The 13705-nt window shown below is 45.0% G+C and carries 13 protein-coding genes and 1 tRNA gene; 5 read left to right on the forward strand and 9 right to left on the reverse strand.

Annotated features, from left to right (window positions below):
- Window positions 1–96: 96 nt before the first annotated feature.
- The 3 genes from gap to rpoN form a co-directional block, all read right to left on the reverse strand.
- Window positions 97–1119: a type I glyceraldehyde-3-phosphate dehydrogenase gene (gene gap, locus KGF70_RS01615; RefSeq protein WP_003643974.1), complete on the reverse strand. Its 1023-nt coding sequence runs from the start codon at window positions 1117–1119 to the stop codon at window positions 97–99.
- A gap of 66 nt (window positions 1120–1185) precedes the next feature.
- A complete protein-coding gene (locus KGF70_RS01620) occupies window positions 1186–2217 on the reverse strand; it encodes a sugar-binding transcriptional regulator (RefSeq protein WP_003637870.1) in 1032 nt (343 codons plus the stop codon).
- Window positions 2218–2436: 219 nt separating this feature from the next.
- Window positions 2437–3771: an RNA polymerase factor sigma-54 gene (gene rpoN, locus KGF70_RS01625; RefSeq protein WP_216767548.1), complete on the reverse strand. Its 1335-nt coding sequence runs from the start codon at window positions 3769–3771 to the stop codon at window positions 2437–2439.
- Window positions 3772–3853: 82 nt separating this feature from the next.
- Here rpoN and KGF70_RS01630 point away from each other — a divergent pair.
- Window positions 3854–3925 (forward strand) — tRNA-Arg (locus tag KGF70_RS01630).
- 615 nt (window positions 3926–4540) lie between these two features.
- On the opposite strand, the gene KGF70_RS01635 is transcribed toward KGF70_RS01630, so the two are convergent.
- Entirely contained in the window at window positions 4541–4678 is a 138-nt protein-coding gene (locus KGF70_RS01635) for a MerR family DNA-binding transcriptional regulator (protein ID WP_082230272.1), read from the reverse strand.
- Window positions 4679–4763: 85 nt separating this feature from the next.
- On the opposite strand from KGF70_RS01635, the gene KGF70_RS17165 reads away from it, so the two are divergent.
- The 4 genes from KGF70_RS17165 (at window position 4764) to KGF70_RS01650 (ending at window position 7530) form a co-directional block, all read left to right on the forward strand.
- Complete coding sequence (locus KGF70_RS17165) at window positions 4764–5018, forward strand: SDR family NAD(P)-dependent oxidoreductase (RefSeq protein WP_253954669.1); 255 nt, start codon at window positions 4764–4766, stop codon at window positions 5016–5018.
- The gene (locus tag KGF70_RS01640) at window positions 4993–5451 is read left to right on the forward strand and encodes an SDR family NAD(P)-dependent oxidoreductase (RefSeq protein WP_253954668.1); all 459 of its coding nucleotides are present in this window, start codon (window positions 4993–4995) and stop codon (window positions 5449–5451) included. The genes KGF70_RS17165 and KGF70_RS01640 overlap by 26 nt, the downstream gene beginning before the upstream one ends.
- 281 nt (window positions 5452–5732) lie before the next feature.
- Window positions 5733–6323, forward strand: a complete 591-nt coding sequence (clpP, locus tag KGF70_RS01645) for an ATP-dependent Clp endopeptidase proteolytic subunit ClpP (protein WP_003637866.1) — start codon at window positions 5733–5735, stop codon at window positions 6321–6323.
- Window positions 6324–6558: 235 nt separating this feature from the next.
- Window positions 6559–7530: a 2-hydroxyacid dehydrogenase family protein gene (locus KGF70_RS01650; protein WP_216778609.1), complete on the forward strand. Its 972-nt coding sequence runs from the start codon at window positions 6559–6561 to the stop codon at window positions 7528–7530.
- A gap of 150 nt (window positions 7531–7680) precedes the next feature.
- Here the strand turns inward: KGF70_RS01650 and KGF70_RS01655 are convergent, their stop codons facing one another.
- The 5 genes from KGF70_RS01655 to KGF70_RS01675 form a co-directional block, all read right to left on the reverse strand.
- Window positions 7681–9333, reverse strand: coding sequence for a peptide ABC transporter substrate-binding protein (locus KGF70_RS01655; RefSeq protein ID WP_216767546.1), 1653 nt, complete (start codon window positions 9331–9333; stop codon window positions 7681–7683).
- Between the two features lie 421 nt (window positions 9334–9754).
- On the reverse strand, window positions 9755–10687 hold the full coding sequence (whiA, locus tag KGF70_RS01660) for a DNA-binding protein WhiA (protein ID WP_216767545.1): 933 nt from the start codon (window positions 10685–10687) through the stop codon (window positions 9755–9757).
- Between the two features lie 12 nt (window positions 10688–10699).
- Window positions 10700–11701, reverse strand: a complete 1002-nt coding sequence (gene yvcK, locus KGF70_RS01665) for a YvcK family protein (protein WP_003637862.1) — start codon at window positions 11699–11701, stop codon at window positions 10700–10702.
- Window positions 11698–12582, reverse strand: a complete 885-nt coding sequence (gene rapZ / locus KGF70_RS01670; protein WP_003637861.1) for an RNase adapter RapZ — start codon at window positions 12580–12582, stop codon at window positions 11698–11700. Before rapZ ends, yvcK begins: the two co-directional genes overlap by 4 nt.
- 188 nt (window positions 12583–12770) lie before the next feature.
- Window positions 12771–13307, reverse strand: a complete 537-nt coding sequence (locus tag KGF70_RS01675) for an HdeD family acid-resistance protein (RefSeq protein ID WP_003637860.1) — start codon at window positions 13305–13307, stop codon at window positions 12771–12773.
- Window positions 13308–13705 lie beyond the last annotated feature (398 nt).

The following is a 13705-nucleotide window of genomic DNA, read 5'->3' on the forward strand; positions in this document are numbered from 1 at the left end:
CGTGACTGTTAAATTAAAAAAACGGCAAGAGGAGTTTGCCTCCCCCCGCCGTCAAAACCATATGCGGTTTTAAAGTTCTGAACTATCTAATTTATATTAGAGAGTGGCGAACTTCAATAAAGTACGTACCATTTGACAAGTGAAGCCGTATTCGTTATCGTACCAAGCAACAGTCTTAACTAATTGGTTGTCACCATCAGAAGTAACTTCTGTTTGAGTAGGATCGAAGATTGAACCGAAAGTAGTACCGATAACATCAGATGAAACGATTTCGTCATCGTTGTAACCAAATGATTCGTTACCTTCAGTATGCTTCTTGATTGCGGCGTTAACTTCGTCAGCAGTAACTTTCTTGTCTAAGATAGCAACTAATTCAGTTAATGAACCATCAACAACACCAACACGTTGTGCATGGCCTTGTAATTTACCGTTCAATTCTGGGATAACTAAGCCAAGAGCCTTAGCAGCACCAGTTGAATGAGGAATAGTGTTTACACCGGCAGCACGGGCAGCACGGAAGTTACCACCACGTACAGGGCCGTCAAGTAACATTTGAGTTGAAGTGTAAGCATGGATAGTAGTCATAGTACCAACCTTGATACCGAATTCTTTGTTTTCAAAAAATGCTAATGGTGCAAGGCAGTTAGTAGTACATGAACCAGCAGAAACGATACGGTCATCTGCAGTCAAGATGTCATCGTTAACATTGTAAACGATGGTCTTCAAGTCTGAGCCAGCAGGAGCAGAAATCAAGACACGCTTTGCACCAGCGTCCAAGTGAGCTTGTGACTTAGCCTTTGAAGTGTAGAAACCAGTACATTCGAGAACGAAGTCAACACCGTCGTTCTTAACCCAAGGAATGTTTTGTGCTTGTGGTTCAGCATAAACACGGTAGTTCTTACCGTTAACAACGATTGAATCGTCGGTTGCTGAAACGTCAGCGTTCAAAGTACCATGAGTTGAGTCATACTTCAAAAGATGAGCCAACAATGCAGGTGAAGTTAAATCGTTAATAGCAACAACTTCGATATCACTTGACTTTTCACCAAGTTCTAAGATACGACGGAATGCTAAACGACCGATACGTCCGAAACCATTAATACCAATTTTTACAGACATACTAGAATTTCCTCCTTGTGGAAATAAAAATAGTTTTATTTTAAAAAGCAACTTCACTATAGAAGATTACTTTTTTAAAATCAAGTTAGCTGCACCCTCATCCGTGATCAAACACGTCTGTTTAGGTGCGATGTTCTTCATATACGCGCCAATTGCCGGTGCCTTAGAAGCACCTCCCGCAACCGCGAGTATAATCTCCCGATGGGCCAGTTCTCCGATTTGCAACCCAATTCGTGGAATCCGATAGACCACGTTACCCTTCTTATCGAAGAAATAACCAAAGGCTTCACCAATCGCATCGCGACTGCGTAATACCTTAATCTGATCTTCTGACATATTACGGCGATGCGCCATCGAAATGGCTTCACCGATACTATGCACAACCACGTTAGCTTGCCCGATAATCGCCAACACCTCTTGAATACTAGGTTCTTTGAGGAGCGGTTCATACGTCCGTTCACTGACCTGTTCTGGCACGAACAACGAGCGGAATTTACCGCCAGTATGTTGTGCCATTTGTGACGCAATGGTATTTGCCTGAATCGCAACCGACTCACCAACACCACCACGTGCCGGAACAAATAGCAAATCACGTTTATCACCTAATTTATTAGTTAAGTGACTTGCGACATGTTCCATGGTATGACCACCCATCACGGCAATAATGTTATGACCTTCTGGCAATAACTGCTGTAATAGTTGGTTCACTTCTTCGCCCATGGTCCCAATAACTTTCAACTGTCGATCGGAATCACCAGAAACGATGATGCAACGCTTAATGTTAAAGTATTGCGCCAACTGCCGTTCCTTCTGGCGAATGCCCATTAACTCATCCATGAAGTGGCTTAATCCGACCAACACGTCCTGACCTTGCTGGGTAACTTGCATGCCTGACTTGTTCGTCATGATCAAATCAAGCTTGCGTAGCGTATCCGTTTCGGTTCGTAACGTCCGTTCGCTAACACCTAATGTCTGAGCTAATAGCCGACGTCCAACTGGGGCCATCCAATTAATGGTTCGTAATACTAAGTAACGACGACTCAGCATGTCAACCATATCTGGGGCAATTGCCTCAATCCATTGAATATCTGAATGCATGGCATCCAACCTGCTCTCTAGTGGGACGGGTCTGGTCCAGCTATGTCGAAAAACGACCCAAAGACTTCAAAAAACAAAGCACACAACGCTAATTTACTAAGAAATCGATGTTGCATACCTCTCTTACCACAACATGAATTATAACAGGTTCATCAGGTGGTTGCAAATGAAACCCTGTGGGGCCTTATAACCGACTGGTCCAAAACCGGTCACAAACTATCATTCGGTTCTCAAGTACTGTTTCCGTTTGGACGAAGACGGAATGTTAAGATTTTCCCGATATTTTGCCACTGTTCGACGAGAAAGTTCGACATTTTCTGCATTAAGAATCTGAACAATTTTTTGGTCTGAAAGCGGTTTTTCTTTATTTTCCTGCTCAATCAGGGTCATAATTCGATGTTGAACACTGTCTGCAGACACAATTTTGCCCCCAGTGGGACGTTTGCTGACCGCTTTGGTAAAGAAACGTTTAAGTTCAAACATCCCGAAGTCTGTTTGAATATACTTCCCATTGATACTACGACTGATCGTCGACTCATGAACTTGTAGCTGTTGGGCCACATCTCGTAATAATAGCGGCTTTAAATCTTGACTTTTTTCTAAGAAGAAATCTTCCTGGCGCTCGATAATCGCAGTGCCGACCCGAAAAATGGTTGCTTCACGTTGCTGTAAGCTATTGGCAATCCAGTCATACTCATTTTTCTTTTCCTTCAGATATTCCGTCACTTCCCGGTCATCGTACTGCCCCATCTGCTGATAATACTTGCGGCGGAACTTCACCACCGGCTGAGCCATCGACGCAGTCTTTAATGCGAGTTGACCTTCATGATTAGTGACGACTAAGTCTGGAAAGATGTAGCCGGTCGTTTCTTGTCCAATCGCTGCACCCGGTACTGGTGTCAACGTCCGGACGTAATCATAGATATTAGAAATATCCGCCAGGTCGACCTGGTACTTTTTCGCCAAGCCATCCCAGTGACGATTGACAAACGCGTCGAAGTCTTCTTCTAAAATAATGTATGCCAAATTAGGCGCGTGGTCATCATTTTCAGTCTGAAGCATTAAGGCCTCTTGCAAACTGCGAGCACCGACACCTGGTGGATCAAGTTGCTGGAGTAACGTGATGGCATCCAGTAGCTCAATCGGCGTTGCCTGTGTTTCTTGCCGTGCTTGAGCTTCATCAAGATGTAGATAACCATTGACGTCCACGTATTCAATTAAATACAGCACGATTTGCCGCAAATGGGTATCGCGCATCGTTAAATGAATCTGATCCAATAAGTATTCAAATAAGGAATGCTGATTCGATGTCGACACCCGTTCAATAAAATCATCCTTTGCAGTCACGTTCTTAGCTGCACTTAAACTGGCGTGATTATTATTCCAATTCGTATCCACATCAATCAACGGATTCTCAAGGGCTTTTTGCGTGAGAAAATCCCGCAATTCTTCCACATTGAACTGTAACATCTGAATAGATTGTTGCAGCCGCTGGGTCATCGCTAACTTCTGCGATTGCCGTTGTTGCTGGCGAAAGCCTTGTCCCAGTGCCATAAAAATACCTCCCAAAATAAATTTTTATGTAAAACCCTTGTGTTTTTATCCATTATTCGCTAGAATATAATATGTTGTTTAGGCGCCCGTAGTGTAATGGATCGCACGTAAGATTCCGGTTCTTGAAATGGGGGTTCGATTCCCTCCGGGCGCATCGCAAAGCTGAGAAGTGATTCTCAGCTTTTTTTGTGGCCTAATTCTGCTGAATTGGTGGCCTATACCGCTTACATCTTTCTATGGTAACTGAATTTAAACCTAATCACAAGTTAGACACTACCAACCGTATGACATTGGCAACCGCGTGATTTATTTCATCTAGTTAGCCGTCAATATAATTGGACCATCTATCAGTATAGTTGTTCGATGAATTTAATGATAGCAAAAGTTTTATTTCTACATATCAGAATACGAGTTATGCTTTATCATTAAATATGATTAAATCATGTCAGGTGTTAAGTTCAAAAGCGGCCAGCTGAGACCCGCTGGAAACAGTGCGAGTTACCGTAAACATACTCTTGTGGATGCGTCCTATGCCGGCTTCCAGGCATTCTGGGCAATGGCCGGAACGCGATGGACACAGATTTAAGCCGATAACCCACGTCTTAAATACTGGTCTTTCACTAACCAATCACAAGACGCTTGCTAAGTGAAATTTCACCACTGGGCCTTACCCAAAATACCTTCCAGCCGGGATGGTATTCGGAAGGCAGACATGTGCGGACCCAATATTTTGATGGGTTAGTCGTTGGTTCCTTGGTACACAATCATTTTAACATTCAGCTGAGGAGATCCGTTGACCATGTTTATTTCGCGCCACATCCGTCAACAACCCACAGCGCTCATAAAATCGCAATGTATCATAAGTGATCCCAAATTGCTGTGCGACTTGTTTGATTGATGCCACCATCGTTTTCCCCCAACTTTTTTACTTGCGCTAGTGTAACGCTAGCGTGTTAAGATTACCATTATTCTATTAAGAAAGTGTGATTCAGATGACCAATAAAATTGTTACGCTCGTCACTGGCGGCAACCGCGGTATGGGACTGGCACTGATTAAAGCACTACACGCCCAGGGGCAACAGCTCATTATGGGTAGCCGAGACTTAGCAAAGGGGCGAGCGGCCGTTGAAGTAGCCCACTTGTCAGACGTGACCGTTGTTCAACTGGACGTCACCGATTCCCAATCCATTCAAGCTGCCGTAAACGCAATTCAAAACCAATATGGTCAGCTCGACATTTTTAATTAATAATGCTGGGGCAGCATTTGACCATCACCAACGACCTTCACTCATCAAACTGGAGACAATTCAAGCCGACCTGAATCTGAACTTTCTAGGCACAATCGCCATGACTCAAGCTTGCCTGCCATTGTTGACTAAGTCTAGCCCATCCAAAATCATCAATATTTCTAGCATGATGGGCTCGCTCACGAACGCATTAGACCCCCAGTCGAGCGTTTATCATGCCAGCGCGATTGGCTACCAAGCTTCTAAGGCCGCACTCAACATGTTCACGATTCAGCTCGCCAAAGAGCTTCAAACCACCAATATTACGGTTAACGCCGTTGATCCCGGAATGGTTGCTACTGAATTCGGCGGGATTACCCCGGAATTAGCTATGGATACAGATAATACCACCACTGGCACGTTTTCAAACACCGACGGACCGGTTGCTTGGTAACAGCCAACGTCCCTTTTTAATCTAGTCGCAGTTCGGCAACTGCTCAATCTGCAATTTTCGTTGTGTCGTTGACCACTGAAGCTGGACGTAAAAAAAGAGATTGGGATCACCCAATCTCAAGCCGTATATGATAGAAACCTAAGTATACCACGTTAAGTCACAAAACGGAATTTAGTTTTTGAGGTTTTTCTTTTGACCTTCACTGACCTTTGCGGTAAACTACACTTATTAATTAGCAACCAAGCTAATCAAATATTGCAACCTTAGGAGGCTAACAAATCATGTATCCAGTTCCTACAGTTATTGAACAGTCATCACGTGGTGAACGTGCTTATGACATCTATTCACGACTATTAAAGGACCGTATCATTATGCTTTCCGGCCCGATTGAAGATAACATGGCCAATGCGATCATTGCCCAATTACTCTTCTTGGATGCCCAAGACTCAGGTAAGGACATCTACCTTTATATCAACTCACCAGGTGGTGTGGTTACTGCCGGCTTAGCAATCTACGATACGATGAATTTCATCAAGTCTGATGTTCAAACCATCGTTATGGGGATGGCCGCATCAATGGCCAGCGTCCTAGCTTCATCTGGTACGAAGGGCAAGCGGTTCGCTTTACCTAACTCCGAAATCTTGATTCACCAACCATCCGGCGGTGCTCAAGGTCAACAAACGGAAATTGAAATTGTTGCCGAAGAAATCTTGAAGACTCGTAAGAAGATCAACCAGATTTTGGCAGACAACTCTGGTCAAACCGTCGAAAAGTTGAACCACGATACTGAACGTGATAACTACTTAAGCGCACAAGAAGCTAAAGAATATGGTTTGATCGATGATATCATGGAAAACAACAACTTAAAATAATGGCAGCATCAAACTGAACCGCCTTCGGGTTGGTTCAGTTTTTTTGTGCTTTCTTTTAACCACTCACTAGTGGCCCACTAACCACTCACAACGCGCGTTGCATGGTTCGCGCAGCGTTCTGACTTGTTTTTTGCAAGTAAAAAGGCCATACTGCAATTGACTTCAAGCAACGGTCATCTATGCTAAAACAGCAGATTCACCGTGGCTTAATTTATCAGTAAAGGGAGTTTCCACTATGCCTAAAGTTTTGGTTGCCGGTCAATTACCGGCGAAAGCAAATACGTTACTGCGCCAAAATCAGCTGACCATCGACACCTATACCGGTGAACAACTGATTAGCCACGACGAACTCATTGACCGCGTAGCTGACGCTGACTATCTCATCACCCCGCTTTCCACGCAGATTGACGAAGACGTCTTGGCACACGCGCCAAAGTTAAAATTAATCGCGAATTTCGGTGCCGGGACTAATAATATCGACTTAGCGGCCGCGGACGCCCACCACATTCCTGTGACCAACACGCCGAATGTTTCATCAGTCGCCACCGCTGAATCGACAACTGGTCTGATTATCAGCCTCGCACACCGCATCGTTGAAGGCGACCATTTGATGCGAACAACCGGATTCGACGGTTGGGCGCCACTTTTCTTTCTCGGTCACAACTTACAAGCTAAGACACTCGGCATCATTGGCATGGGCCAAATCGGCCAAGCCGTTGCCAAACGGTTACACGCCTTTGATATGCCAATCCTATACACGCAACACCACCCGCTCCCCGTCAGTGTTGAGACGCAACTGGGCGCAACCTTCGTCTCCGAAGACGACTTACTCGCCCAGTCCGATATCGTGAGTTTGCATTTGCCACTCACCCCGCAAACGATGCATATGATTGACCAAGCGGCCTTCAAAAAGATGAAATCCACTGCCCTCTTGATCAACGCCGCGCGTGGCCCAATTGTCGACGAACAGGCTCTAGTTACTGCGTTACAAACGCACCAAATTGCTGGCGCAGCCCTCGACGTTTACGAGCATGAGCCCCAAGTGACACCCGCACTGACGACAATGGACAACGTTATCTTGACGCCACATCTGGGCAATGCGACCGTCGAAGCGCGTGACGGAATGGCGGCAATCGTTGCTGAAAACGTGATTGCGATGGCCAATCATCAACCAGTCAAGTATGTTGTTAATCACATCACCCCTTAGCCTGCATTAACTCACAAGGACCGCCATAATACTGTCGCAAATCGCAAACAAAAAGCCCACCATAATCGGTTGCAACTGCTGCAACCTAATTATGGTGGGCTTTCGTGTCTAAAAGTATCGCTTAACAACCAATATTAAGAAACTGGTTGTTTACTTTGCAATATAAGCATACTTATAATTCCACTGCGTTCCGGCGGTGTTGTGAATAATCCCTTTGACTTTCGGATTCTGCAAGTAAGAATAGTTCGTCTGGTACAATGGCGTAATGCCTTGGTCTTGCATAATCGTCTTTTCGGCGTTAATCATGTCTTGCCAGCGTGCACTTGCCTTGTTGGCATCCTGGTTCTGTGCCTTCTTGACTAAGGCATTGTAGGTCGAACTATTGTACTTCCCATAGTTGTAACCACTGTTGTTGGTCATGATTTGTAGATGTGAGATTGGGTCATTGAAATCTGCGCCCCAACCACTCAAATAAAGATCAAAGTTACCACTTTGCGCCCGGCTAGAAGCGACTTTAGAAGGAATATTAGAAAGGTTGACCGTTAATCCATCTAAATTCTTTTCCAGCGCTGACTTCAAGTATTGTGAAATTGGCTTATTCGGGTCATCATTTGAAGCCAACAGCGTCAATGATAATTTCTTAATCCCAGTCTCCTTCAACCCTTGTTTCCATAACTTCTGAGCTAAGGACTTGTTATAAGACGTTGAATTCTTGACCGTCGATTCATCCGCAAAATCCTTACCGTTCTTAGGATCTTTGACCAAGTCTTGCGGCACGAATGTCTTGGAGACGGTCGACGCATCACCAATGACGTTTTTGACCAGCGTCTTGCGGTTGATCGACAATGAAATGGCTTGGCGAATGTTCTTATTATTCAGTGCCTTCTTGATCGTGGCATTGCTGTCTTGGAAGTTATAAATCAAGAATGCCGTAATGGAATATGGGTACGTGGTGTAATCAGCGTTGGACTTAAGATTCTTAACCTGTTCACTGGATAGCTGAGTGAGGTCGAGCTTCTTTTCTTGGAACAAGTTCAACGTCGTGGTCGTACTTTCATTCACCGTATAGTTGATTTTCTGCAAATGAACGGCTTTCTTATCCCAATACTGGTCGTTCTTGACGAATTGCCACTTGTTGTTGGTCCCAGTCCAACCCGTTAGCTTAAACGGCCCACTGTAGAGCATGTATTGGGCTTTCGTGGCATACTTGCTACCCCACTTTTTAACCGCTTTTTCACTGATTGGTCCAAACAATGGGTAAGTCATTAACTTCTTGAAGTACGTGATTGGCTTATCCAAAGTGACGATGAAGGTATGCTGACCCTTGGCTTGCACACCTAGCGTATCTGGCGATTTTTTACCAGCAACGATCGCATCCGCGTTTTTCACCCCTGAAAATAGGTAGGCGTATTGTGATTTCGTCGCGGGCGTCACCGTGCGTTTCCATGAATAAACAAAATCTTGTGCGGTGATTTTGGACCCGTCACTCCACTTGGCATTGCGAATCGTGAATGTATAAGTCTTACCGTCCTTTGAAACCTTGGTGGACTTCGCTAAACCAGGCGTAATACTCCCGTTCTTACCCAAGCGGTACAAACTTTCAAAAATATTCCCGGTACTGCCATAACCGGACATGTTAGAAATATCAATCGAATCTAAAGAGCTCGGGTAGGACAGATTCAGGACTTGGCTACTGGCATACTTGCCGCTGCCAGTACTCTGACTACTCTGCTTGCCACACGCGGCCAACACCGTGACTAATGCTAAACTCATAATTGCTGCAACTATTGCTCGTTTTTTCAACCTGATCGCCCCTTTATTTCCCAAATTAAATGACTTATCCCCATCGGTGGTAACAAAAAACGCCCACTTAGAATCTCGTCAGATTCCAAGCAGGCGTTTCAAAATTAACGTTGTGAGCTCAATCCCGTTATTTTTGATGCTGAGACGCTTGTAATCCTACGCAAATAACCATGTTGTGTGATTCACAACATGGGCAGCACATCATCATGTTAGTAGCTGACTTTTGCATAGTTAACGTCTCTCCGATTTCATAAGTTGTGTACAGTATAAATAGCTTTACTTACTTTTGTCAAGTGTTTTTTAAGGCGTACCAATCTTGCTATTAGTGAACGCACTCAAAAAAATTGCGCCAAGCACTGGTCGTAACCCACAGCTTGGCGCAATATTAACAGGTCATACCAGAAGACCGGTAGACCAGTATTTAAGCTTCTTTTTGTAACTGTTCTGCAAACTGATTGATTTTGCGCAAACGATGGTTGATCCCAGATTTGGAAATCGGGCCACCAGGGACTAAGGTGCCAAGTTCTTTCAAACTGACTTCTCGGTGTGCTAACCTAGCGACCGCCACTTCTTGTAACTTAGGCGGCAGCTGTTGTAAGCCAACCGTTTCGTCGATCAACAAAATATTTTCAATCTGCTTACTAGACGCGTTCGCCACTTTGTCCATATTGGCGTTTTCGCAATTAACTAACCGATTGACCGAATTCCGCATATCACGCATGATTCGGATATCTTCGAATTTCAACATCGCATTCGTCGCACCGACTAATGACAAGAAGTCCGCGATTTTTTCACCTTCCTTGATGTACGTGATGTAGCCGCCACGCCGGTCAGTCGTTCGTGAATTCAACCCATACTTATTCATCATTTCAGAAATCATATGATTATGGGCTTCGTAAAGTGAGTAAATTTCAAGATGGTAGCGCGATGTCTCCGGATTGTTGACGGAGCCACCCGCCAGAAAGGCCCCTCGCAAGTACGAGCGGACCGCGGCATCATCGGTAAGCACTTCCGTTGGTGCGACTTCGACGATTTGATAATCTTTTAAGATTCCCAAATCAGCCAGCACCATGTCAGTCCCCGTCTTCAGCCGCACAATGTATAAATTGTTTTTGTTTAACTTCATTTTACGACGGACGATCAGTTCACTATCCACGTCATAAAATTGTTTGAGTAGCCGGTAAATACGCCGCGCGATGGCCGGATTTTCCGTCTGGATATTCAAAATGAAATGGTGATTGGCAAGACTAATTGCACCATTCATTCGAATCAAGGCCATTAATTCAGCCTTTGCATTCTCGCGATGGACAGCGAGGTTAGTTAGTTCTTTCTTAACGTCACTGGCGTATGACATGCCACGACCCCCTTATCTAAAAACGTCGGAATGGCCCACTAAGTTCATGAGTTCCGCCACGACCTGGTCGCCATCATGAAAGGCCCCATTGTCGCGAAGCTTCAAGAAATTAGACGAGATGACCCGACAGTTTTGTTCACGTAGCCCCCGAAAATCATGACTGACTTGACGAGAGACTTCGTTGAATTTGTGGAAATCCATATAATCTTCCGGTACTTTTTCCGTATTAACGAGTACCGTGTTGATGAAATTCTGACCGAGATGGCGGTTCAAGACCCGCACGTGGTCAGCATCTGAAAAGTTATCCGTTTCACCCTTTTGCGTCATGATGTTGCAAATATAAACCACTTCCGCATCGGATTCACAAACGGCGCGACCGATATTACTGATGGTCAAGTTGGGCAGGATACTGGTAAATAAACTACCAGGTCCTAAAACGATCTGGTCCGCCGCCATGATGGCATCGATCACTGGTTGAACGGCTTGTGGTTCCTGACCATTTTTATCAGTGACCCAAACGCGTTCCAACGACTTGTGGGCAGCGGTGATTTCAGCTTCACCCACTAATTCAGTGCCGTCTTTGAACCGTCCGTGTAGCGTCAGCGCTTCATTGGCTGCCGGGTAGACGTGCCCGTCAACTTGCATCATGTTAGACAGTTCTTGGACCGCATCAAACACCCCCGACTTCATCTCAGTGAGGGCGGCAATAATCAGATTTCCAATCGCGTGGCCGGCAAAGAACTGGTCGTCGCCCTGGAAACGATACTGAAAAATATCTTTATACAAATGGGGCCAATTCGACAATGCCACCATAACGTTTCGAATATCACCAGGCGGCACGACGTTAACATAGTTGCGGATAATACCCGACGAGCCACCATCATCAGCGACCGTTACAACTGCCGTGATATCAACAGCTTGTTTGCGCAAGCCTTTCAGAACGACTGGCAAACCAGTCCCCCCGCCAATCACCACAATTTTAGGCCGCTGGGTCTTAAATGTGTACTTTCTCATGAGCGATTAACAGTTTCCTTTCGTTTATCAATATCGCGATGGCTGATATGCACCTTATAGTGCTTAGCCAGCGCTTCGCCGATGCGTTGCGTCAATGCGACTGAGCGATGTTGACCACCCGTACAGCCGATGGCAATCGTCAAACTACTCTTGCCTTCAGCTTCATAGCCTGGCATGATACTTTCCAACATGCCTAGGAATTGTTGGTAAAATTTCTCCGTCGCTGGTTGTTCCATCACGTAATCCGCCACCGGTTTATCCAATCCGGTCTGCGTCTTTAATTCCGGAATGTAATACGGGTTCGGCAGGAAGCGCACATCCATCACGATATCGGCATCGATTGGCAAACCATATTTGAAGCCAAACGACAGCATCTCGATGTGGAAGGTTTCATCCTGATCAGTTTCAAATTTATCAAAAATTGATTCTCGTAATTCGCGGGGCGTCAATGCCGACGTGTCGATTACGTAGGAAGCCCGGTCTTTCAATGGTGCCAGAAGTTCACGTTCCTTACGTACACCATCCATGACCCGGCCTTCCATTGCCAGCGGATGCGAACGCCGCGTCTCCTTATACCGGGAGACCAATTCCTCATTGGAAGCATCTAAGAACAGAATCCGAGTCGACACAAAGTCGGTGTTGTCCAGATTGGCCAACATATCCATAATTTCATCGTAAAAGGCCCGTGACCGTAAATCGATCACCAATGCCACTTTCTTAATCTTTCCCGACTCCTCAACTAATTCTGAGAACTTCGGTAACAACGCTGGCGGCATATTATCAATGCAAAAATAGCCTAGGTCTTCAAAGCTTTGAACGGCGACCGTCTTACCGGCACCACTCATCCCAGAAATAATAACGAGTTGTAATGACTCTGCCATGCTATATTGGCCTCCTAAAGTCCATATTGTTGGTAGTATAACACACCGGGCGTGTCATTTCTACTGACAGTCCGGTTGGCTAGTACCAGGCTAGCCATAAAATCTATTGAAAGTTGCGTTAAAAATAGCCCGCTATCTCTGGTAGCGAGCTACGTTAATTTGTACAGACAAACTAAATCATTTTGCGTTTAGTTGCGCCGTGCAAAGGCAATCAAAATCGCGTTGATACCAAAGACTGCGAAATAGAAACTGACGAGGACGTTGAAACTAACGACCGCAATCATTGGGTTGATGATCAGCATAATCCCTAACGCCAAACTAATGATATCCAGAATCAGTGATAACACGTAGTAGCCCGTTCCGAAGACTCGCAAATGTGAGACCACGGTCAACCGTTCGATAGAGTCGATCAAGAACCAGAAGGCAAAGACATAGCCGAGGACGAGGATCCCTGCTGGTGCGTGGAATAAGAACAGTAAACCGACTAAAATATCGATAATTGCAAATACCAGTGCAAAGTTCGCTCGTAACCCAGTTTCGCGCCGCAACTTAGTGTAGCCACCAATCGTTGTGATTCCGCTAATAATTGCTGCAATCGCAAATAGAAATACCAAGCTCAATAATGCTGCTTGGGGTTGTTTGATCACAAAGTACGCCGCAATCAAGAAAACGACTCCGGTCATAAACTCTGTCCAGTCAAAACCCCATCGATGATCATTAAACATCTCTTAACATCTCCCATATCCGATATTAATTCTATCTTACCAGTTAATGTAAGAGTTTCCAATTTTTCTGATGGACTTTATTAGACTTTAATCAGTATTGTTTTTCGGTAAAAGGAATCAAACAGTTGGCTGATTGTTCGGCAGCCAATGATCTCCCTATTCCGACTTTTGGAGCTGGCTGAGTCAACTAGGAAATTTTTCGATAACGTTCAATGGTGTTGACGGTCAATTGAATAAAAAAGTATGACTACTTGAAATTGCTGCAGACCAGTCTTACAGTTCGATACCAAAATGACTCATCACTAAGAACCAACGACCTGTTCACTAAAAGTTGGGTCCGCACATGTCTGCCTTTCGAATACGATCCCCGGGTGGAAGGTATTTCTGACAATGCTCAG

Origin of the sequence: Lactiplantibacillus sp. 7.2.4 (genome assembly GCF_018991185.1) — a bacterium.
GTDB lineage: Bacteria > Bacillota > Bacilli > Lactobacillales > Lactobacillaceae > Lactiplantibacillus > Lactiplantibacillus pentosus.